This window comes from Alcanivorax sp. (assembly GCF_017794965.1).
Taxonomy (GTDB): Bacteria; Pseudomonadota; Gammaproteobacteria; order Pseudomonadales; family Alcanivoracaceae; genus Alcanivorax.
Genome location: NZ_CP051240.1, coordinates 3,632,578 through 3,655,492 on the forward strand (window position 1 = coordinate 3,632,578; position 22,915 = coordinate 3,655,492).

A 22,915-nucleotide genomic window follows, 5' to 3' on the forward strand; every position below is an offset into this window, starting at 1 on the left:
AGGCTGATGATTCCTGGCGAAATGAAAGTGCAGGACGGCGACATCGAAATCAATCCCGGTCGCGACACCGTCACCGTGGAAGTAGCCAACACCGGCGACCGTCCCATCCAAGTGGGCTCCCATTACCACTTCTACGAAGTGAACAACGCCCTGCAATTCGATCGCGAAAAAACCAAAGGTTTCCGGCTCAACATCCCCGCCGGCACCGCGGTGCGCATCGAACCCGGCCAGAGCCGCACCGTGGAACTGGTGGCCTACGCCGGCGAAAGAAAAGTCTACGGCTTCCAGGGCAAGGTGATGGGCTCGTTATAAGGCTGGGGGTTTTCTGTGGGAGCTTGCCTGCAGGCGATTTACCTCCATCGCCTGCAGGCAGCCTCCCACAGTCGAACCAGCAGAGACGGGAAATAATGTCTGAATGGGGTGGTTAAACCATCCCATCAAAAAACAGGAGAACCACAGTGGCAACAATGTCCAGACAGGCTTACGCCGACATGTTCGGGCCCACCATCGGTGACCGGGTACGCCTGGCCGACACCGACCTGTGGATCCAGGTAGAAAAGGACTACACCGTCTACGGCGACGAAGTGAAATTCGGCGGCGGCAAGGTCATCCGCGATGGCATGGGCCAGTCTCAGCACCCCTCTGCCAAAGTCATGGATCTGGTCATCACCAATGCCCTGATCATCGATCATTGGGGCATCGTCAAGGCGGACATCGGCATTAAGGCCGGACGCATCGCCGCCATCGGCAAAGCCGGTAACCCGGATGTGCAGCCCGACGTGGATATCATCGTCGGCCCCGGCACCGATGTGGTAGCAGGCGAGGGCAGCATTGTCACCGCCGGCGGCATCGATTCCCACATTCACTTTATCTGCCCGCAGCAGATCGACGAGGCGCTGGCCTCCGGCGTCACCACCATGATCGGCGGCGGCACCGGCCCCACCACCGGCACCAACGCCACCACCGTCACCCCCGGCCCCTGGAACATGGCGCGCATGCTGGAAGCGGCGGATTCGTTCCCCATGAACCTGGGCTTCCTCGGGAAGGGCAACGCCAGCCTGCCGGAATCCCTCACCGAACAGATCGCCGCCGGCGGCATCGGCCTGAAACTGCACGAAGACTGGGGCACCACCCCCCAGGCGATCGACACCTGCCTCACCGTGGCCGACGACACCGACACCCAGGTGGCGATCCATACCGACACCCTGAACGAATCCGGTTTCGTGGAAGACACCATCGCCGCGTTCAAGGATCGCACCATCCACACCTATCACACCGAAGGGGCCGGCGGTGGCCACGCACCGGACATCATCCGCGCGGCGGGGCTGGCCAATGTGTTGCCATCCTCAACCAACCCTACCCGGCCCTACACCGTGAACACCGCCGATGAGCACCTGGACATGCTCATGGTCTGTCACCACCTGGATCCGAGCATCCCCGAAGACGTGGCCTTCGCCGAATCGCGCATCCGCCGCGAAACCATTGCCGCCGAAGACATCCTCCACGATCTCGGCGCCTTCTCCATGATCGCCTCGGACTCCCAGGCCATGGGCCGCGTCGGCGAAGTGGTCATGCGCACCTGGCAAACCGCCCACAAGATGAAAGTGCAGCGCGGCGCCCTCAAGGGCGACCCTGCCGAGCACGACAACTTCCGCGTCAAACGCTACGTGGCCAAGTACACCATCAACCCGGCCATCGCCCACGGCATGGCCCACGAAATCGGCTCGGTGGAAGTGGGCAAGCTGGCAGATCTGGTGCTGTGGAGCCCGGCCTTCTTCGGCGTGAAACCCAACCTGATCATCAAGGGCGGCATGGTGGCCATGGCCAAGATGGGTGACCCCAACGCCTCCATCCCCACACCGCAGCCGGTGCATTACCGCCCCATGTTCGGGGCCTACGGCAAGGCCCGCCAGGCCACCACCATGACGTTCATCTCCCAGGCGGCCATGGATGCCGGCATCCCCGAGCAACTGAAACTGGCCAACCGCATCGGCGTGGTGAAAGGCTGCCGTACCGTGCAGAAGAAAGACATGCTGCTCAACGACTGGCAGCCGAACCTGGAAGTGGACCCGCAAACCTATCAAGTGCGCGCCGACGGTCAGCTGCTCACCTGCGACCCGGCGGACGTGCTGCCCATGGCCCAGCGCTACTTCCTTTTTTAACGGGGCGCTTTAGACAGACATTGAGAACACCATGATCGAACTGACGGAAAAATTGAACGAGACCGCCCTGGAAAGCATCGACAACAGCACGCTGAAAATCCTCAGCCTGCCCATCGATGCGCGCATCAAGAGCCGCCAGAAAGCCCTGCTGGAAACCGGCGAGCCGGTGGGCCTGTTTCTGGAACGCGGCACCCTGCTGCGTGGCGGCGATGTGCTCAGCAACGCCGATGGCGTGCTGGTCCAAGTCATCGCCGCCGATGAAACCGTCTCCACCATCCAGTGCGACGATGCCCTGATGCTCGCCAAGGTGGCCTACCACCTGGGCAACCGGCACGTGCCCTTGCAGATCGAAACCGGCTTCGTGCGTTACCAGCACGACCACGTGCTCGACGACATGGTGCGCCAGCTCCCGGGTGCCGACAGCAGCGTCACCGTCAACGTAGAGCAGGCCCCGTTCGAACCGGAAGCCGGTGCCTACCAGCAGGGCGGTGGCCACCATGGTCATTCGCACGGGCACGGACATGGCCATAGCCATTCACACGATCACGACCACAGCCACGATCACTCAAACGAACACAGCCATTGAGCTAACGCGATGCCCCGGGGCGTCGTCACGAAAGGAGCACACCATGAAACACCTGACTCGCAAGGCCACCACCGCGGCCCTCACCCTGGCCACCGCCGCCCTGCCAGCCGCCGCCATCGCCCACACCGGCGAAGGCACCCATGTGCACGGCGGCCTGATGGCGGGCTTCACCCATCCCGTCACCGGCATGGATCACCTTGTCGCCCTGGTGTTGTTCGGCGCCTTGCTGGCCGGCACCACCCTCAAGGAAAAACAACTGGGCTTTGCCGCTGCCGGCATTAGCCTCGCGGCAGGCTTCGCCGGTGGCGTGGCCCTCGGTGGTCATGTGGCAATGGAGGCCGTGATCACCGGTTCGGCCCTGCTGTTCGCCGCCGCCCTGGCATTCCCGGCCAGCGTGCGCGGCAAGGCCGCCTGCGCGATAGCCTTGCTGCTGGGCGCCCACGGCTGGGCCCACGGCGTGGAAATGACCGGCAGCCTGGCTGGCTTTGGCGCCGGCTTCCTGGCCAGCTCCGTACTGCTGATGCTGGCGGGCCTGCCGCTGGGCCAACAGATCCAGAAAATCGCCCCGGCCCTGCGGGCCGTACTGGCTGCCGGTGCCGCCCTTGGCCTGATGCTGCTGGCGGGCTAAACGATGAGCCGCGCATCATGAGCAACAGCGACTTCTTCCGTCTACAGCAACTGATCAGCCCGTCGCTGCCCATCGGTGCCTTCACCTATTCGCAAGGCATGGAATGGGCGGTGGAGTGTGGCTGGATCAAGGATGCGGACGACGTCTACGTGTGGCTCGATGGCCTGCTGGAAAGCAGCGTCGGCGCGCTGGAGTTACCGGTATTGGCGCGGCTCTACCACGCCAGCCAACAGCAGGATGTAGAGGCCTTCAGCCACTGGGCCGACACCCTGCTGGCCTGGCGGGAAACCAGTGAGCTGCGCGCGGAAGAATGCCAGCGCGGCCAGGCCCTCACCATGGTGCTGGACAAACTGCCGGACGCGGCAGGCTGGCCGGAGCTGCAACAGCCGGAGTGGCGCGACGCCCTGGCCCAGACCCAACTGGCCGGCTTCGCCCTGGCCTGCGCCCACTGGCATGTGGATCTGGAACAGGCATTGAACGGCTACCTGTGGAGCTGGCTGGAAAACATGGTCATCGTCGCGGTGAAACTCATCCCCCTGGGCCAAAGCGATGGCCAGCGGGTGCTCTACCGCTTCAGCGACCAACTGGCGGCCATCACCAGGCAAGCCATGGCCCTGGACGACGATGACATCGGCTCCTCGTCCCCCGCCATGGCCATCGCCAGCAGCCTCCACGAAACCCAATACTGCCGCTTATTCCGGTCGTGAAAAGATACCCACACCCAATGTAGGAGCGGCGCTTGAGCCGCGAATGATTCATGTAGGAGCCTGCCTGCAGGCGATTAAGAACAACGGAGACAACCATGACAACCGAACACAAATCCCCCCTGCGCGTCGGCATCGGCGGCCCGGTCGGCTCCGGCAAAACCGCCCTGCTGGAAAAACTTTGCAAAGCCATGCGCGACGACTACCACATCGCCGTGGTCACCAACGACATCTACACCAAGGAAGACCAGCGCATCCTCACCGAAGCCGAAGCCCTGGAGCCGGAACGCATCGTCGGCGTGGAAACCGGCGGCTGCCCCCACACCGCCATCCGCGAAGACGCCTCCATGAACCTGGCGGCAGTAGAAAACCTGGCCCGCAAATTCGGCAACCTGGACGTGGTGTTCGTGGAAAGCGGCGGCGACAACCTCAGCGCCACCTTCTCACCGGAACTGGCGGACCTGACCATCTACGTGATCGACGTGGCCTCCGGCGAGAAGATCCCCCGCAAGGGCGGGCCCGGTATCACCAAGTCGGATCTGCTGGTGATCAACAAGATCGATCTGGCGGAACTGGTGGGGGCGGATCTGGGGATTATGGAATCAGATACCAACCGGATGCGCGGGGAGAAGCCCTGGGCGTTTTCCAATCTGAGGAATGATGTGGAGGGGTTGGAGAAGATTATTGGGTTTATTGTGGAGGAGGGGATGTTGCGGTCGCACTCTGAGAAGGCGGCTGTTAGTTAATAGTTAACAATTAATAGTGGATTGTTGAGAGAGCCTGGCGTTGCCGGGCTTTTTTGTGGGTGGGAGATAGCTGAACCGAATAGTGATGGCGTAATGACATCAGTGGTGTCGGTAGACAGGGGAGCTTGTAAGAGATTGCTTACAGAGAAATCTAACTCTTTGATATAAAGTGACTTTGTGTTCGCGAGTTTTTGGAGCTAAAAAGTAGTTGCTGTAAATAACCCTGTTGTTCTAATCAGTTAGAACAATCTCACTTGTGGGATCAACCTCTATATCCATGCTTTGCAACTTCAACTAGTGAATGAGTAAGACTGATTAAATATAGAATTGGAGAATGCTTTGAGAAAGCCTCGTTTATTCATAGCGTCATCCGTTGAAACTTTGCCGGTAGCTGAGGCTGTCAATGTTAACCTAGATCATGACCTTGAGGTAACTATATGGAAAAACGGGACATTCAAGCTATCCTCATCTGCAATTGATGATCTCGTTGAAAAATCATCAGCTATTGATTTCGCTCTCTTTGTTTTTGCTCCAGACGATATTTCCCAAATAAGAAGCAGGGTAGAGCATGTTGTGCGCGATAATATAATCTTTGAAATGGGTTTATTTGTTGGGGCGATAGGTAAATCTCGCTCGTTTATTTTGAAGCCGCGTAATGTTGAAATGCATTTGCCAACGGATCTGCTCGGTGTCACGCCAGCGGACTATGATGCAAGCCGATCAGATAATGATCTTGTTTCCGCAACGAATCGTGCTTGTGCTCTAATTAAATCTGAGATTGATCGTATTGGTCTGATTGATCATGCCAGTGTATCGGTAACACAGAGAATAGTTGCTAATCCAGCAAACTACTCACTCAATGATCAGGATTACAGATTCCTTGCAGCATGTTTGCAAAGTCATACATGTGATCCAAAAGGCATGTCTTTCTACAGAATTTCAAACAGCTTCGCGGGTATAAATGAGGAGGTTATTCAATTGTCTCTTGTGAAGCTTGAAAGGATGGGTCTAGTAGATAAAGTAATCGAGACAGGGGAGCAAGACGGGTACGATTACTTTTCATATTCCATTACAAATCTTGGGGTAGATACTCTTTTAAAAAATGAAGATTTAATCCGAAGAGAGCGCCAAGACAAAAATGATGATTTTGACAATGATATTCCCTTCTAAATTAGTGATTGTTTATACTTGGGCTTGTTATGATAAAAAAAAATGAGGCTAGAAAGCTAATTCACACTGCTCAAGGAAGAAAATGGCTAAATCAATTTAAGCCTTTAGATCAAGAAATCGCCTCCGCACTTGCTAATAATCTTACACTGGTTTCGCATAACGAGTTTGAGAGAAATCTAGTTTCAAAAATGGCTCAAGTCGTGCCCAGTATTCCTGGCCCGGTTGCATTTTTTTCCATCCGAGAAATGGTTGCCAGAAAAGCAGTTTTAAAAGGAGGGGAAATAAAAGAAGCGGTGTATGTCTCAACACCATTCTATGAGCAAGTAGAACTTGCGAATGATGGGGAATCTGTTGTTCCTTTGGCGAGCACAGCAGATGTTGGTAGTGAAGGGAGGGTAGCTTCCATTATTCGCCAATTTTGCAAGAAGAAAAAGAATTATTATCTAAATCACCCAAGCCTTGATAAATTGAGAGAAACTAAGTGTAGATCAATAGTTTTTGTGGATGATTTTATTGGTTCAGGGAATAGAGCTCTTGATTTCGTTGATTCATTCTGGATGGAAAAAACAATTGTTTCATGGAAATCTTACAAGCTTATTGATTTTCATGTGATTGCTTATTCAGGTGTCGAAGAAGGGATAAGAGTTCTCGAATCGCATAAATCTAATCCTTCAGTACATGTATATAGAGATGCGCCAACGTTTAATTCATTGCCCTGGAGTATGGAAAGGAAGCAAGAGCTGATTGAGCTCTGTGAAAAGTACGGTAGAGTTTCTAATAAAAAAAAGAAACACATGTGGTTAGGATACAAGAAGACTATGTGCTCTCTAGTTTTTGAGCATGGTTGTCCAAACAATGTTCCTGCTATTCTAATAGAAGATAGTGATAAATGGACCGGGTTGTTCCCGGATAGAACAATATCGGACACTACACTGTCTGTTTTTCCCAGTGAGATTCCTCTGGAGGCAAAAGTAGAGAGCTTTGACGATATAGGCTATCAGCAACTTGGGGAGGCTACTCGTTTGATTGGTTGTGGCAAAGAGGGGAAAATCATGCTTTTAATTTTGGCCCTTATCTCAAAGGGGAAAAAGAAGAAAACAACCCTTTGCTATGCAACAGGGTTAAGTAATGATGATTGTGATAAATATTTGGCAAGGTGCATAGAATGGGGCTTTGTAAGCCCACAGAAGAGAATTACACCAGCAGGGTTAGCTGAACTGAAGGCTGCGAAGAAAGTCTCAAAAGTAAAGGCCAGGCGCCTTCACAAAGGGTCGGATTATTACTATCCTCAGCAGTTGAGAAGATCACATGGTGACTAGTGAATGCAAGCAACGATCCTGTTGCTATAACTACTTCTGTGGTTGTTGGGGTAAGGATTGCCTGATCCCTGTGGTAAAGCCTGCGCTGAGCGAGAGCCAAAGCACTCTGGCATTTCCCTTCGCAGGCTCAGGATGCCAGAGCGCTTTAGCGCTCTAGGTTTATCAGAGTAGTTGCTATGTGGTCTTCTCAATCATATAAGAAGAAGGGACTTAAATATGGTCGACCAATTTCTGTACTAAAAAATGGAATTGAGCAAACAGAAGCCGTTCTAGACCACAACGATCAGTTGCCTTCAATCTTGACCCTTAAACACCTTTCTGAAAGAACAGGTGTTAGTCTGGAAAATTTAAGATCCTTCGTTTCCAGAGAAAATGAAAATTCATATACAAAGTTCTCAATCGCAAAACGGTCTGGTGGTCGAAGATTTATTAGAGTTCCTTCCCCTCCGCTAAATCATGTTCAAAAATGGATACATAGCTATATCCTTAGTTTGGTGAAACCAAATAGAGCTAGCTTTGCATTTGTAAAAGGAAAATCGATAAGGGATTGTGCTGAAATGCATTGCGGGGCTACATGGCTTATAAAGTTTGATATTGTAAATTTTTTTGAGTCTATATCCGAAATTCAAGTTTTCAATGTATTCAATTCTTTAGGTTACCAACCACTGGTTTCATTTGAGCTAGCCAGATTGTGTACGGTCGCCACTCCCAATCGAAGCCCAAGGGCTCATTACAAAAATTGGCATGTAATTAAATGCTATAAGGCCATAAAGCAATACGAGCAATCATTATTAGGTTATTTGCCCCAGGGCGCACCTACGAGCCCTGCTTTATCAAATTTAGTAATGTCTAGATGTGATGAAATATTGGGGGGTATAGCCAAAGAGTTTGATTTGCAGTACACGCGTTATAGTGATGATATTACATTTTCCACTTGTGCAACTGACTTTTCTAGAGGGCAAGCAAAGGAAGTTATCCGGAGAGTTAACAAGGTTCTTTCTAGGCAAGGATATTTGCCAAATTATAAAAAAGTAAAAATTGTTCCTATTGGAGCAAAAAAAATTGTGCTTGGGCTGAATGTTGATGGGGATTTTCCTCGGCTTCAGAAAGAGTTCAAAGATCGTTTAAGGCAGCATATTTATTACTTGCAGAAAGTGGGGCCAGTGGAGCATGTATTGGCTAGGGGGTTTGATTCAATTTGGGGTTTTAAATCACATCTTAGAGGGCTTATCGATTATGCAAAAATGATTGAGCCACGGTATGCAGAAAAGATGATGGAAGAATTTAATAAAGTTGATTGGCCTTTTTAGGAGTAAAGTAATCGGGGGTACAACCACAATAATCGGGGACACCCGAGTAATCGAGTGATGCGTAATCGGCGTAATCGGGGACACGCATGAATTGGGGTATGTCTTACGGTGTTTGTGGTTGTTCTCTGATGTAGGTTGGTTTGCGTAGTCAGTAGTGTTGGGTGATGGATAAGCAAGGAGGCTTGTCATGACCCGCGCACTAATCGGGGACACGCATGAATTTGCTTTCTGGCCAGGTTTTGCATTGGAGGTTTGGCGCAAAATTCAAGACATTGATCCGAATGTGTCCCACGTCAGAAATCTGGCCGAATGTACTATTTGGCCTAATGTTCTATAGGTTGTCGAATGGATAATCAGAGTTATTACTCGATACTTGGTCTTGTGCCCGGTGCGGAGGTGGCTGTAATTAAAGCGGCTTATCGTGCATTGGCATCCACATACCACCCTGACAGAAACAAAGAGCCTGGAAGCGAAGAAAAAGTTAAGGCGATAAATACTGCGTATGCAACCTTATCCGATCCCATTAAAAGAGCACAATATGATAAAAGCCTAAAGGTGCAACAAGATAATTTAATGGGGGCTGAATTTGATACTGATCCAGGCATCCTTTCTCAAGCAATTTCTCAGGCGTGGTCAGTTGCTGTTTCTTTTTATCCTAATATTGACAAAAAGTCGGCAGACTTAGAAAGAATATCTTGGAGACTTTCATTTTCATTCAAATTAAAGTTGCTTGAGAGCCAAGAGTTCAAGAGTTGCGATGATATTTATGAGGAAATGAAAGGGTATTACTTGGAAAGGTATTTTGGGTCTGATAGAAAAGTACAACATTATGCAGAGGAAATTATAAAGTCAGGCCACAAAGATGTAGCAGTAAAAATCAATGAAATTGTAAGGGTTATGGGGAAAAGTGTCTCACTGTGGCAAATAAAAGAAAAAATTGAATCTGAATTTCCTGATATTCAAAATGAAATGATGCTAAGAAAGCTATATCAGGATATGAAATTTTCAAATGGAGGCTATGATTATTCTGCGGTTGTTGAATTTATCCTTGGGCTTGGTGGAAGGGTGCAACGAAATACTTTTTGGAGTCCTGGAAGGGTTAAGCTGACAATCTTTTCTGAGGTTCATGAATTTGATAGCGTGAGAGAGTTCTATTCCTATGTTGAAAAGACTTATTCACACTATTCGTAAGAGCGGGAAGAGAGAGTAATCGGGGAGAATCATCAGGGACACGCATGAATTGGGGGATGTCTTACGGTGTTTGTGGTTGTTCTCTGATGTAGTTGGGTTTGAGTAGTCAGTAGTGTTGGGTGATGGATAAGCAAGGAGGCTTGTCATGACCCGAGCGCGTTATAGCCAGGTATCGCTGGATTCAACGTCTTACTATCACTGTATCTGCCGTTGTGTGCGGCGGGCCTTTCTGTGTGGCCAGGATCACTATTCTGGACAGGATTATGAGCATCGCCGCCAATGGGTGGTGGATCGCCTTGCTGTTCTCGGTGAGGTATTTGCCATCGACCTTTGTGCCTATGCGGTGATGTCCAATCACTACCATGTAGTCCTTCGTATTAACCAGAAGAAAGCCTTGGGTTGGTCTGATCAGGAAGTGGCAGAGCGGTGGATGCAGCTATTCAACGGGCCCTTGATCGTTAAGCGTTGGCTCAAGGGTGAGACTGAAGCGGCAGAAGATCTGAAGGCTGAAGAGAGGCCTAATCAGGGACACGCATGAATTACTGCCAGGCTGATGCCGATACGGCGTGTGGTGGCTGTCACGTGTACTCCTTGTGAATGTTCGGTGAGATGCCCATATCAAACATAACGTACCGCGCCGCCATCCACCCGGATGTTCTGCCCGTTGATAAATCCCGCTCTCGGGCTGGCAAGAAACGCCACCAGGTCAGCTACTTCCTGCCGAGTCGCCAGTCGACCGGTGGGGTTAGGGAAATCATGCTCGACGATCCTGTCCTGCAGGTTTTCCCAGTCCGTGGGCCAGCCTTTCTTCTTTGCGCGCAGCTGATACGCCTGTTCGATTTCCGGGGTGTGGATCAGGCCGGGGGAGATGGTGTTCACGGTAACGCCGGTATGGCTCAGTTCCTTGGCCAGGCTCACCGTGGTATTGGAAAGCGCGCCTTTAGCGGCATAGTAATGCGGCATGATGGCGTTGGGTTGATGGTCACCCATGGTGCTGAGATTGATGACCCGTCCCCACCCGGCCTTTTTCATGTGCGGAGTACAGTGCTGAATCAGACGCACGGCACTGAACAGGTTGACGTTGCTGGCCTCAATCCATTGTTCGATGGTGAGTGAATCCCACTTGCCCATCAAGGCCGAGCCGTAGTTGTTCACCAGGATATCCACCTGCAAGCCGTGCCCAGCCAGTTGGTCCATCACTTGCTGCGCGCCCTCATCGCTGAGGATGTCGCCCACCACCGGTACGATCTCCAGAGCTGAGTCAGTGATTTCCGATATTGCAGCGTCGGCCGCTTCTTTGGTGAAAGCGTGAAGTGCAACGGTGGCGCCTTCTTCTGCCAGGGTGGTGGCGATCACATTGCCGGTACCGCGATGGGCGCCGCTGACCAGGGCAGTTTTACCGTTGAGTTGTAGATCCATCGAGGCTCTCTTGTCAGGTTCTCGGTGATAGAGGGATGAAACAGGAACCGGAGAGCAGGGGCAAGGGGGTATCGGCAATGTGGATGCCGTGAAGCATCACGCGTAAAGGTGATGCTTCACGGTGGTCTGCGGCAGTCCTTCAACCGCCAGCTCTTCCAGAATGCCGTCCAGGGTTTTGGAGATCATGGCAGCGTTCTTGATCATGGCGATCTTGGGGTAGACGTTTCGACGGCCGGCCTGGATCAGGGCTTCTTCTTCACCGTCCTTGAATTCAAACAGGGTATGGCGCCATTTGAAGTCTTTCTTTTCCAGCAGGATGTTGATGTCGCCCAGGTAACTCTGGTCCAGCATTTCCTTGATATAGGCAAGCTGTGCGCCGGCCAGCTGGCCCACGCGCCCCCCTCTTTCCAGCAATTTTTCCGCATAGCTGAGCACTTCACTGGTCAGGTTCAGGCCGGAGGCAGAGAGCGCATTCTTGAAGCCCTTGCGCTGACGACTTTTCACATCGTCAATAAACGGCACCACCACCGGATTGATCAGGCTGACGATGAAATGGTTAACGCCATAAAGCCGTGCCAGGCGGCGTGCTGGCAGGTCGCCGGACACGGAGCCGTCCACCCAGCGACGGCTGGCCAGATAGGGGCGTGGCTTGCCATCGTAGCCCTTGGCGTACAAACGCTCAGCGGGAATCATGCCGGGGATGCTGCAGGAGGCGGAGATGGCCGAGCGCACATAGACGTTGGGGGAAGTGATGGCATTCATCAAACGTGAGTTCTGATGCTTTTCCGCCGGGGAGATCGACACATTGATATAGCGGCCGGTTTTTTCGTAGGCTTCCTGGAAGGTCAGATCCATGGGCACGATTTCGTCCAGCGCCTGTTCCTTGTGCAGCTTGGCTTCCTTTTCGGTCATGCGACCGAGCAGGGAATCCAGCAGAGAATTTTCGGCATATTGTTCGTAGCGTTTGCTGGAAAAATAATTTTGGCTCTTCAACTCTTCATCGGTATAGATGCCCAGCTGGCCGGACACCACGGCCCCGGCACTGGCGCCAGACAGCACATTGGGCACCAGGCCCTGGTTCACCAGCTCCTGCACCACGCCATGATGAAAATAAATCAGCCCGGCCCCGCCGGAAAGAAGAAGGGCAGAGCGCCCATAGCAGTGGCTGGCACGGCGAAAGAAATCCAGTTTTTCCAGATAGCTGATTTCTGATTCAGGGACTTCACTGATGCGCACCAGTGACTGGCAGATCACCGAGACATAATCATCGATCAGATGTTTGGTGCCGCACTTGGCCCGGTTGTAGAGAATCGGTTTCCCCATGCCGCCCATATTGCCGTGCACACCTTCGTTGAGTGCATAGAGCAGTTCCCGGTTGGCGCCTTCATCAAGGTATTTCTTCAGCTTGTCACGGCGAGTCTGGATTTCAACGTAGTCGTAGAGATTGGTGCGATTGCGCTCGCGCCAAAGATGCGCCTCTGAAAGTGCATCGTGCTGTCGCGCCAGATCCAGCCAGTCGCTATAGCGGGTGGCCGCGTCCATGGCCTGATCCAGGCGTTTCAGATTCATGTTCAATGGCAATGAATGATCCATGCCCGACTCCTTGGATTCCTGTGCACAAGCACGGCGTGAGCGACGGATCGGGAAACAGTATCCCGATATGCCGTTTCAATGACTCACTGAGTAAAAGCGAAAGCAGGTAATGCCTGTTCTGTTTTATCAGGCAACGTTGGGAGCTGCCAGCCAGTTTCGCTCACGCTGGGTGTCACATTGTTGCCTTTGGGCTCTTTCAACCAAAGGAATTAAACGTCCGACGCCCTGCTGTTTACCCCGTGTTGCACCGGGAGGCCTGAAGGCATAGAAAGAATGCTCGTATAAGAAAAAAGCAGGGTGACTCCATGACTGCAGATGTTCGTGCGATTCCTCGCTCGTCCGAAACGCTCAGCCACCAGGGTGGCTTTGATACGCTGGAAGACGAGTTGCACTACACCGTGGCTCCGGCCGACATAAAGGGTTCTCTGCCGGCGGCGGTCAGTGGCACCTTCTTTCGCATCGGTCCGGGGCGCAACAAGATTGGCGGGCAGGAATTCGGGCATTGGTTTGATGGCGACGGCATGCTGCATGCCGTGTCGTTCACTGATCAGGGGGTGGTGTACCGCAATCGTTATGTACGCACGCCAAAATATCTGGCGGAAACCCGGGCAAACAGGATTGTGAAGCGCAGCTTCGGTCACAATGCGCCGGGGGGGATTCGCAAGAACATCGGCCGTCTGCCGGCCAACTGTGCCAACACCAACCTGGTCTATCACGGCGGAAAATTGTTGGCCTTGTGGGAGGGCGGTCGTCCCTGGCGACTGGATCCGGTGACATTGGAGACCCTCGGTGAACATGACTATGACGGACAGCTGGGGCGTTTCAACGCCTTCAGTGCCCACGGCAAGGTGAACCCACGCACCGGGGTGTATTACAACTTTGGGATCCGTCCTTCGTTCAGTCCCCGGGGGGCGCTTACCGGCAAGGGCGCCATTGATCTCTATCGCATTGCCCCGTCAGGTCATCTGCTGGAAAAGGGCGCCTTCGAAGTGGACTTTCTCAGTTTCTGCCACGACTTCGCGCTCACCGAGCACTACATGATTTTTTTCCAGTCCCCCATCGCCATGACCTCCCCGGTACCGTGGTTGGCCGGGTTGATTCCCTTTGACCGGGCCATTGCCTGGCGACCGGAACTGGGCATGAAGATCTATGTGGTACGCACACTGGATTTTCAGGTGGAGAAAGTCTTCACCGTGGACGAGCCTTTTGTGGCTATACATTTCTCCAATGCCTGGGAAGCCGGCGACGGCAAGATCCACGTAGACCTGACACGCTACGAGGATTTTTCTGTGAATGAGCAGTTGCGCCATGTGCTCCACAGCACGGGTGAGACCGCGGCCGGTCGTTTCATGCGTTACCGGCTGGATCTGCGCGGCGGCCAGATTGAAGCAAGCGAATACCGCAATGCCCTGGGTGGCGAGTTCCCCCAGTGGGATCAGCGCTACACCACCCAGCCCACGTCAGTGATGTATGCCGCCTGCATGATGTCACCTGACGCCACCTTCTTTGACGGGGTAGAGCGGATTGATCTGCACAGTGGTCAGGTCATCAGCCATGATCTGGGCGCAGGCCGTTATACCTCAGAAGCCATGCACGTTCCGCCAGAGGAAGGCGATGACAATCAGGAGGGCTGGCTGGTGAGCATGGTCTACGACGCCCACACGCACCTGAGCGAAGTGGTGGTCTTTGATGCCCGCACGCTGGAGGAAGTGGCGGTGGTGCCGTTAAAGAACCATGTGCCGTTCGGTTTTCACTGTGGCTATACCCCGGAGCCGTTTGTCAGCTAAGGGTAGGGAATCGCCGTAGGAGCTCTCTGTGCTCGTCAGGGTATGCCTGCAAGCGATCCGAGCCTGAGCGCGGTAAGGATTCCAGAGAGACGAGAACGAGTTTTGTCTTTTGAAACTCGCGATTCTGCCCTCATCGCCGGCAGGCTGGTTCCCCTGAATGGGTTGAAGCCGCTGTAGGAGCGGTGGTTCCACCGCGAAAGGGTGAGCCGCGCCGCGGCTATCGCGGTGGAACCACCGCTCCTACGGGGGCGTGCCTTCGTTTGATGAAGCGGGTTTCGAGAAGTGGTTTTCGAAAAGCCTGAACACCTCGCTTTGGCTCGGATCGCTTGCAGGCAAGTTATTCGCTTCGCTCACCCCTTCGGGGCCAGCCTGCGACGGTTACCTCCGTTGCACTCCGGTTCCTGCAGCGGGATCTGGCCACTATCGCTTTATTAACCCAATGCATGACGTTCCATGCAGGGCAATCAATGTCATCCCAGCCACCAGCTGGCTACACTGTGGCTTCGTTTTTGAAGACTGGAGTCCGCCGTGCCCGTCCCGTTTAGTGCCATCCTGATCGCCAACCGTGGCGAGATCGCCATTCGTATTGCCAACGCCTGTGCGGATCTGGGCATCCGTTCGGTGGGGGTGTTTGCCGAGGATGATCAGGCCTCCCTGCATACCCGTCAGGTGGATGAAGCGGTGGCGTTGCCGGGTCGGGGTGTGCCGGCCTATCTGGATGGTGGGCAGTTGATTGCCATTGCCAAAGCGCAGGGCTGCGAGGCGATCCATCCCGGCTACGGGTTTCTTGCCGAGAACGCGGACTTTGCCGATCAGTGTGCCGAGGCGGGCATGACGCTGATCGGGCCCGGGGCGGAGACCCTGCGGCTGTTTGGCGACAAGGCGGCGGCCCGGGCGCTGGCCGCCCGTTGCCATGTGCCGCTGGTGCAGGGCAGCGATCAGGCGGTGACGCTGGCTGAGGCGCAGGCCTTTATGGCGTCTCTCGATGGCAGCGGGGTGATGATCAAGGCCCTGAGTGGCGGCGGCGGCCGGGGTATGCGAGCGGTTACTGACCCCTCGGAACTTGAAAGCGCCTATGCCCGTTGTCAGTCCGAAGCGAAGGCGGCCTTCGGCAATGATGCGGTGTATGTGGAGCAACTGGTCACCGCAGCGAGGCATATCGAAGTGCAGGTGCTGGGGGATGGCAGTGGCGCGGTGAGTCACCTGTGGGAGCGGGACTGTACCCTGCAGCGCCGCCACCAGAAGCTGGTGGAATTTGCCCCGGCGCCAGGGCTGGAGAAGGAGCTGCGGGATCGCATCATCCACAGTGCCCTGACCCTGGCTGCAGAGGTGAAGTATCGCGGCATCGGCACCTTCGAGTTTCTGGTGGAGCCGGACCAGGACCGTTTCTACTTTATGGAAGCCAACCCCCGGGTGCAGGTGGAACATACGGTCACCGAGCAGGTCACCGGGGTGGACCTGGTGCATAGCCAGATCCGTCTGGCGGCGGGCGCCAACCTGGTGGAGCTGAAACTGGATACGCCGCCGGCCTGCGAGGGCATGGCGGTGCAGCTGCGCCTGAATCTGGAAACCCTGAAAGCCGATGGCAGTACCACGCCGGCAGCGGGCACCCTCGCCGCCTACGAGCCGGCCAGTGGGCCGGGCATCCGGGTAGATGGTTATGGCTATGCCGGTTATGCGGTGAGCCCGGCCTACGATTCCCTGTTGGCGAAACTGATCGTCACAGGGGCGGATTACCCCGCCGTACTGCAGCGCGCCCGCCGGGCGCTCAAACAGACCCGCATCGCCGGGGTGCAAAATAACCTGCCGCTGCTGCAGGCGTTGCTGGCCAGTGACGATGTGCAGACCAACGCGGTGACCACCCGCTATGTGGAAACTCACCTGGATCAGCTGCTGGCGGCCCTGCCGGAAGCCGCCCCATCAGATCTACCCGCAGCAGAGCCAATACAGCAGGAGCAGCTGACCACACCTGTCGGCTGCGAGGCGCTGCTCAGCCCCACCACCGGGGTGCTGGTGTCCCTGCTGGTGAACGAGGGCGCCACGGTGCAGGTGGGGCAGGTGGTGGCCGTGCTGGAAGCCATGAAGATGGAGTTCGAGGTGCGTGCCACCGTGGCCGGTCAGGTACACAGCCTGGCCGCCCAGGAAGGTGACGCCCTCAACGAATCGACGCCGCTGCTGTTTGTGGAACCGGGTGAGGTGGCTGGCGATGCCATCGCCACGGAAGAAAGCGTGGACCTGGATCATATTCGCAAGGATCTGGCCGAGGTGCTGGCCCGACACCATGCCATCAGTGACGAAGGCCGGCCGAAGGCGGTGGAGAAGCGCCACAGCAAGGGCAAGCGCACCGCCCGGGAAAACCTGGATGACCTGCTGGATGCAGACAGCTTCCAGGAATACGGCGCCATGGCGCTGGCGGCCCAACGTCGTCGTCGCAGCAGTGAAGAATTGCAGGCCATGAGCCCGGCGGATGGGCTGATTGGTGGCACCGGCACCGTTAACGCCGAACAGTTTGGTGAGTCGGCCGCACGGGTCATGGCCATGAGCTATGACTACACCGTGTTTGCCGGCACCCAGGGGATGATGAACCACAAGAAGACCGACCGGCTGCTGCAACTGGCCGGGCAGTGGAAGATGCCGCTGGTGTTGTTCGCCGAAGGCGGCGGTGGCCGCCCCGGTGATACCGACTTTGTCGGCGTGGGTGGACTGGACTGTCCCACCTTTGCGGCCATGGCAAAACTGTCCGGCGAAGTGCCGCTGGTGGGTATTGGATCCGGTCGTTGTTTTGCCGGCAATGCCGCCTTGCTGGGTTGCTGCGATGTGATCATTGCCACCAAAGATTCCACCATCGGCATGGCCGGCCCGGCCATGATCGAAGGCGGAGGCCTGGGCCGCTTTACCCCGGAGCAAGTCGGTCCTGTGGACGTGCATACTGCCACCGGCGTGGTGGATATCGCGGTGGACGATGAGGCCGGCGCGGTGGCCGTGGCTAAACAGTACCTGTCCTATTTTCAGGGCACGGTTGAGGACTGGCAGGCCGCGGACCAGCGCGAACTGCGCCACAAGATTCCGGAAAAGCGCACCCGTGTTTACGACATTCGCAACGTGATCGAGACCCTTGCCGACAGCGGCTCGGTGCTGGAACTGCGGCGGGGCTTTTCGCCGGGCATGATCACGGCGCTGATACGAATCGAAGGCAAACCCTTTGGCCTGATCGCCAACGATCCCACTTACCTGGGCGGTGCCATCGATGCGGTGGGTGGCGACAAGGCAGCGCGTTTCATGCAACTGTGCGAGGCCTTTGGCCTGCCCATGGTGTCCCTGTGCGATACCCCCGGTTTCATGGTCGGCCCGGAAGCGGAAAAGCAGGGCACCGTGCGCCATGTGTCGCGCATGTTTGTGGCTGCCGCCAGCCTTACCATTCCGTTTCTCACCATCGTGCTGCGCAAGGGCTATGGGCTGGGTGCCCAGGCCATGGCGGCAGGCAGTTTCCACTCGCCGCTGTTCATTGCCTCCTGGCCCAGCGGCGAGTTCGGCGCCATGGGGCTGGAAGGGGCCGTGCGGCTTGGCTTCGCCAAGGAGCTGGCGGCCCAGCCCACCCCGGAGCGTCAGGAGCGCCTGTTCAACAAGCTGGTGTCCAAGGCGTATCAACAGGGCAAGGCCCTGAACATGGCCAGCTTCCTGGAGATCGATGCGGTGATTGATCCGGTGGAAAGCCGTCAGTGGATTCTGCGCGGGTTGAATGCGTCTGGCTTTAAGACGGGTACCCACGGTGGGCGTCCGTTTGTGGATACGTTCTGAAAAAGCAGCTACGAGCTACGAGTTTCGAGCTGCGAAAACCTGGCCGGAGTGGTTTGAAGGTTTTGTTTTTCGAAACCCATTTCTCGCAACTCGCAACTTTCTCTTCGCCAGCAGGCTGGCGATTCGCTGCGCCCACCCCTTCGGGGCCGCACTGCGTGCGTTACTCCGCTGCGCTACGTTCCTGCGGGTGGTTTGTAGTCACTGTAGGAGTTCCACTTGAGGGACGAACCGCGCGAAGCGCGGAATTGAGCGAAGGGCAATCCGGGCCTATACCGTACCGAAATTTCTGCAATCGTACGGTTTCATTCACCGTAGGAGCCAGCCCGCTGGCGATCCTTGTGAGTAACGAGAAGTGAGTGACGAGTTTCGAGTTACGAAAACCTGGCCCGGAGTGGTTTGAGGGTTTTGCCTTTCGAAACTCGCTTCTCGAAACTCGGAACTTTCTCCCCTCTTTCCTTGCTGCGCCTGGTTCGCCCCTCAAGCGGGGCTCCTACAGAATACGGTGGTGTTGCTACCGTCATGGCGCTGAAATCCCTACACTGGGCTGATCACTGATTGATCAGGACCCAGCATGACTCCATCCGCTCCGACTCCCCGTGCCTGGCCGCTTCTTCCATTGCTGTTCTTTCTCGCCGTGTTCCTCGGCAGTGGCTTGTACTACACCTCCACCGATACCGAGTTTGCGTTCTACCAGATCAAGGCGCCGGTGGTGGCCATGGTGGCGATTGTGCTGGCCATGCTGTTCGCCCGCTTCGCCGGGCAGCGGCTTGAGCGGAGTGTGGAGCGGCTGCTGTCGGGCATTGGCCACCCCAACATCATTCTCATGTGCCTGGTGTTCCTGCTGGCCGGTGCCTTTGCCAGTGTCAGTGACAGCATTGGCAGTGTGGACGCGACGGTGCAGTTGGGGCTGCGCATCATTCCGGCTGACTGGGTGCTGCCGGCCCTGTTCCTGATTTCCGCTTTCATTGCCACGGCCATGGGCACCTCCATGGGGACCATCGCGGCCACCGCCCCCATTGCGGTGGGCTTTGCGTCTGCCACCGGCTTGTCCCTGCCCATGGCACTGGGTGCGGTGGTGGGTGGCGCCATGTTCGGTGACAACCTGTCGATGATTTCCGATACCACGATTGCGGCTACGCGCAGCCAGGGCGTATCCCTGAAGGATAAGTTCCGGGTGAATATCTGGATCGCCCTGCCGGCGGCCCTGCTGACCCTGGTGGTGTTGGTGATGGTGAGCGGTGGCGAACATACGGTGGAGCACAAGCCCTTCGAGTTTGTGCGGGTGGTGCCCTACCTGCTGGTGTTCGGGCTGGCCCTGAGTGGCCTCAATGTGCTGGCGGTGCTGATCATCGGCATTCTGGTGGCGGGTGTGACCGGCATGGTGGTGCAGCCAGAGTATGGTCTTGCGGAGATAAACGGTGCTACCTGGAAAGGCTTCGAGGGCATGTTCGAGATCATGCTGTTGTCCATGTTGATCGGTGGTCTGTCGCAACTGATGACCGATCAGGGTGGCACCCGCTGGGTAATCGAGCGGATTCACGGGCTGACAAGATTACTGAAGCTGCCGCTGCAAAAGGCAGGGGAAGTGGGCATTGCCTTGTTGGTGGTGTTCGCCAACGTGTTCGTGGCCAACAACACCGTGGCCATCGTGCTGACCGGTGACATGGCCCGCGACATTGCTGACGACCATGATGTGGACCTGCGTCGTTCGGCCAGTCTGCTGGATATTTTTTCCTGTGTGGTGCAGGGGCTGATTCCCTACGGCGCACAGGTATTGTTGGCTTGCTCCATTGCGTCGATCTCCCCGTTGGCGCTGATCGGCAGCATACATTACTGCTGGGTGCTGGCGGCCGCCGGTGTGGTAGCCATTCTCCTGGGGCGGCCAAGGCTGAAGGCTGCGCCCTGACAGCGGTAATCTCCTACACACAACGGCCTTGAAGGCCTACAGGCGCATGCCCCAGGTTCTGTCAGAGTCCATGCTTCACTGACAGCGCCAGGGAGGTGCGCATGGTCTGGTTATATCGTTTCAGTTACCGGTTGCTGCTGTTCCTGGTGATGGTGTCACTGGCCGCCACTGCCGTCGCTGGCCAGGGGGATATGCAGCTGGCCGGCACCTGGCGCCCAGGCATGGACTTGCAGGGTTATTGGGTCAGCGAGAAGCTGGACGGAGTGCGGGCCCGCTGGGATGGTCAGGCGCTCTACAGCCGAGGTGGTTATCCCATTGCCGTACCGGACTGGTTCACCCGGGGCTTTCCCGCGCAGCCGCTGGACGGCGAACTGTGGATGGGGCGGGGCCGGTTCAGTCAGGTAGCGGCGGCGGTACGGCGGCTTGAACCGGTGATGACAGAGTGGCGGCAAATACGTTTCATGGTCTTTGATCTGCCCGCCAGCCAGGCGCCATTCCGGGACAGGGTGGCGCAGATGCGTGACCTGGTAGCCGGCAGTGGGGCCTACACGCTGGCGATGATTGAGCAGCAACCGGCGACCACCGAGCAGGCGCTCATGGTTCACCTGGACAAGGTGATTGCCCGGGGCGGTGAAGGTCTGATGCTCCACCATGGTGACAGCCTCTATCATGATGGTCGTAGCCAGGCCCTGCTCAAGGTGAAGACTTGGGATGACGCTGAGGCCCGGGTGGTGGCGCACCGGGAAGGCCGGGGCAAGTATCAGGGTATGTTGGGGGCTCTGGTGGTGGAAACGCCGGAAGGTCGGCGTTTCAGGCTGGGGACCGGTTTCAGTGATGCGGAGCGAGCGGCCCCGCCGCCCATTGGCAGCCGGGTAACGTACAAGTATTACGGCCTGACCGCGACCGGGTTGCCGCGCTTCGCCAGCTTTCTGCGAGTGCGGCCGTCGTTTGTGCCCACGCAGACTGCGGCAACCGATTAAACCCGGCTTGAGCCCGGCCGGGCTTTACTGCATGGTGAGGCGTTGATGTTCGTCAAGGATCACTCGCTGACATGCACCGTATCCCGGAGGGGTTGTGGACCCCCTGACACCGCTTTCTTCCCTGTCCCTGGTGGCTGACAGTGACCAGGCGTTTACCCTGCGTGTCACCCTGGCCCGCCTCGCCACCCGTACCCTGGATGTGCAGTACTACATCTGGGATGACGACACCACCGGCAAGCTGTTGATCTACCGGGTACTGGAAGCCGCCCGGCGCGGCGTGAAAGTGCGCATGCTGCTGGACCATGCCAACCAGCTGGGGCGTGACGTGAAGTGGGCATCGCTGGATGCGCATCCCAATATCGAAGTCCGTCTGTTCAATCCCTTCCATGGTCGCTTCAAGCATTTTCACCAGTGGCTGTATCACGCACCGTTACTCAACCACCGCATGCACAACAAGGCATGGATTGCCGATGGCGAGCGTTGTCTGGTGGGGGGGCGCAATATTTCCGATCACTATTTTGGCGTGAACCCGGCCAGCAATTTCCGTGATCTGGATTGGTATGCCAGTGGTCCCATTGCGGCGGAAACCCGCGATGCGTTTGAAACCTACTGGCAGAGCGATCTGGCCATGCCATTGAAAACCCTGCGCCGCTATCGTCCAGAGCGGGCGGAGCGCAGCTGGCAATGGCTGAGTCGCTGGCGTCGTTCGCTGAAAAATTATCCCTACCTGTTTCCCCAGCATGAACAGTTCTTTGTGGATTACCTGGCAAAGCAGGAAGCGCAGTGCGAGCAGGCACCGGCGGTGCTGTTGTTCGATAGCCCGGAGAAAGCCGCCGGGGCTACGCAGTCACTGATGGGCGACCAGCTTGCCCGGTTGCTGGATCGCGAAGACCATCGCGAATTTCTGCTTGAGGCAAGCTATTTTATTCCCGGCGATGATTTTGTGGCAGCGCTGTCCCGACTCAGAGAACGTGGAGGACGCGCTGCGGTGCTCACCAACAGCCTGGCCACCAATGATGTGATTGCGGCGCACGCTGTTTATGCGCCTTACCGGCGCGCATTGATTCGCGGCGGTGTGGAATTGCATGAGCTTCAGCCCAATGCCCACAGCATGAAACGGCAGGTGCGACTGTTCCGCGGGCGCTCCAAAGCCAGCCTGCATACCAAGGCCATGGTTCTGGATCGGCGTGAGATCTTTATTGGTTCTTTCAACATGGATCCCCGCTCCCTGCATTTGAATACCGAGATGGGCTATTACGTCGTTTCGAACTCCCTGGGCAAGCAGGTGGCAGAATTTATCGAAGAAGGCCTGTCGCCGGTAAACAGTTACCGGTTGGAAATGGCGGGGGAGGCGCTGCGCTGGGGGGGTGTGGATAAACAGGGCAAACCCGCAATGCTGGATCATGAACCCCGAACCAGTCTGATGCGAAGATGGCTGGCTGCTTTTCTGGCGTTGTTGCCCATTGCCCGGTTTTTTTGAGATGACTACGAGCTACGAGCTACGCTCGATTGGATAGAAAACCCCGGAAAAGTTACCGGGTTTTTCAGCATTTCTACGAAGCCGCTGTAGGAACGTAGCGTAGCGAATAACATCCCTTCCAGGGGACGAACCGAGC

At 56.0% G+C, this 22,915-nt stretch carries 18 protein-coding genes; 16 read left to right on the top strand and 2 right to left on the bottom strand.

The window, feature by feature from the left end:
• Positions 1-6 precede the first annotated feature (6 nt).
• From HF945_RS15915 to HF945_RS15965, 11 genes are all read left to right on the top strand, one after another.
• Complete coding sequence (locus tag HF945_RS15915) at positions 7-312, top strand: urease subunit beta (RefSeq protein WP_290523542.1); 306 nt, start codon at positions 7-9, stop codon at positions 310-312.
• 155 nt (positions 313-467) lie between these two features.
• Complete coding sequence (ureC, locus tag HF945_RS15920) at positions 468-2,162, top strand: urease subunit alpha (RefSeq protein WP_290525433.1); 1,695 nt, start codon at positions 468-470, stop codon at positions 2,160-2,162.
• Between the two features lie 31 nt (positions 2,163-2,193).
• Positions 2,194-2,748 carry an urease accessory protein UreE gene (gene ureE / locus HF945_RS15925; protein ID WP_290523543.1) on the top strand — a complete coding sequence of 185 codons (555 nt, stop codon included), beginning with the start codon at positions 2,194-2,196 and terminating at the stop codon, positions 2,746-2,748.
• A 43-nt stretch (positions 2,749-2,791) separates the two neighbouring features.
• Positions 2,792-3,376, top strand: a complete 585-nt coding sequence (locus HF945_RS15930) for a HupE/UreJ family protein (RefSeq protein ID WP_290523544.1) — start codon at positions 2,792-2,794, stop codon at positions 3,374-3,376.
• 17 nt (positions 3,377-3,393) lie between these two features.
• Positions 3,394-4,083, top strand: coding sequence for an urease accessory protein UreF (locus tag HF945_RS15935; protein WP_290523545.1), 690 nt, complete (start codon positions 3,394-3,396; stop codon positions 4,081-4,083).
• Between the two features lie 95 nt (positions 4,084-4,178).
• Positions 4,179-4,826: an urease accessory protein UreG gene (gene ureG, locus HF945_RS15940; RefSeq protein ID WP_290523546.1), complete on the top strand. Its 648-nt coding sequence runs from the start codon at positions 4,179-4,181 to the stop codon at positions 4,824-4,826.
• 339 nt (positions 4,827-5,165) lie between these two features.
• Positions 5,166-5,996 carry a nucleotide-binding protein gene (locus HF945_RS15945; RefSeq protein WP_290523547.1) on the top strand — a complete coding sequence of 277 codons (831 nt, stop codon included), beginning with the start codon at positions 5,166-5,168 and terminating at the stop codon, positions 5,994-5,996.
• 29 nt (positions 5,997-6,025) lie between these two features.
• A complete protein-coding gene (locus HF945_RS15950; RefSeq protein ID WP_290523548.1) occupies positions 6,026-7,315 on the top strand; it encodes a winged helix-turn-helix domain-containing protein in 1,290 nt (429 codons plus the stop codon).
• 176 nt (positions 7,316-7,491) lie between these two features.
• Positions 7,492-8,625 carry a reverse transcriptase family protein gene (locus tag HF945_RS15955; protein WP_290523549.1) on the top strand — a complete coding sequence of 378 codons (1,134 nt, stop codon included), beginning with the start codon at positions 7,492-7,494 and terminating at the stop codon, positions 8,623-8,625.
• Between the two features lie 345 nt (positions 8,626-8,970).
• Positions 8,971-9,816, top strand: coding sequence for a DnaJ domain-containing protein (locus HF945_RS15960; RefSeq protein WP_290523550.1), 846 nt, complete (start codon positions 8,971-8,973; stop codon positions 9,814-9,816).
• Positions 9,817-9,961: 145 nt separating this feature from the next.
• A complete protein-coding gene (locus HF945_RS15965) occupies positions 9,962-10,354 on the top strand; it encodes a transposase (protein WP_290523551.1) in 393 nt (130 codons plus the stop codon).
• A gap of 80 nt (positions 10,355-10,434) precedes the next feature.
• Here HF945_RS15965 and HF945_RS15970 read toward each other — a convergent pair whose 3' ends face one another.
• On the bottom strand, positions 10,435-11,235 hold the full coding sequence (locus HF945_RS15970; RefSeq protein ID WP_290523552.1) for an SDR family oxidoreductase: 801 nt from the start codon (positions 11,233-11,235) through the stop codon (positions 10,435-10,437).
• Between the two features lie 96 nt (positions 11,236-11,331).
• A complete protein-coding gene (locus tag HF945_RS15975) occupies positions 11,332-12,828 on the bottom strand; it encodes a DUF3336 domain-containing protein (protein ID WP_290523553.1) in 1,497 nt (498 codons plus the stop codon).
• Between the two features lie 305 nt (positions 12,829-13,133).
• Here HF945_RS15975 and HF945_RS15980 point away from each other — a divergent pair, with 305 nt between their 5' ends.
• The 5 genes from HF945_RS15980 (at position 13,134) to HF945_RS16000 (ending at position 22,779) form a co-directional block, all read left to right on the top strand.
• On the top strand, positions 13,134-14,615 hold the full coding sequence (locus HF945_RS15980; RefSeq protein WP_290523554.1) for a carotenoid oxygenase family protein: 1,482 nt from the start codon (positions 13,134-13,136) through the stop codon (positions 14,613-14,615).
• Positions 14,616-15,143: 528 nt separating this feature from the next.
• Positions 15,144-18,413, top strand: a complete 3,270-nt coding sequence (locus HF945_RS15985) for a carboxyl transferase domain-containing protein (RefSeq protein ID WP_290523555.1) — start codon at positions 15,144-15,146, stop codon at positions 18,411-18,413.
• A 571-nt stretch (positions 18,414-18,984) separates the two neighbouring features.
• A complete protein-coding gene (locus tag HF945_RS15990; protein ID WP_290523556.1) occupies positions 18,985-20,319 on the top strand; it encodes a Na+/H+ antiporter NhaC family protein in 1,335 nt (444 codons plus the stop codon).
• A 101-nt stretch (positions 20,320-20,420) separates the two neighbouring features.
• Positions 20,421-21,299 (top strand): DNA ligase, encoded by an 879-nt coding sequence (locus HF945_RS15995; RefSeq protein WP_290523557.1) that lies wholly within the window; start codon positions 20,421-20,423, stop codon positions 21,297-21,299.
• Between the two features lie 94 nt (positions 21,300-21,393).
• Positions 21,394-22,779 carry a phospholipase D family protein gene (locus HF945_RS16000; RefSeq protein WP_290523558.1) on the top strand — a complete coding sequence of 462 codons (1,386 nt, stop codon included), beginning with the start codon at positions 21,394-21,396 and terminating at the stop codon, positions 22,777-22,779.
• The last annotated feature ends 136 nt before the right edge of the window (positions 22,780-22,915 follow it).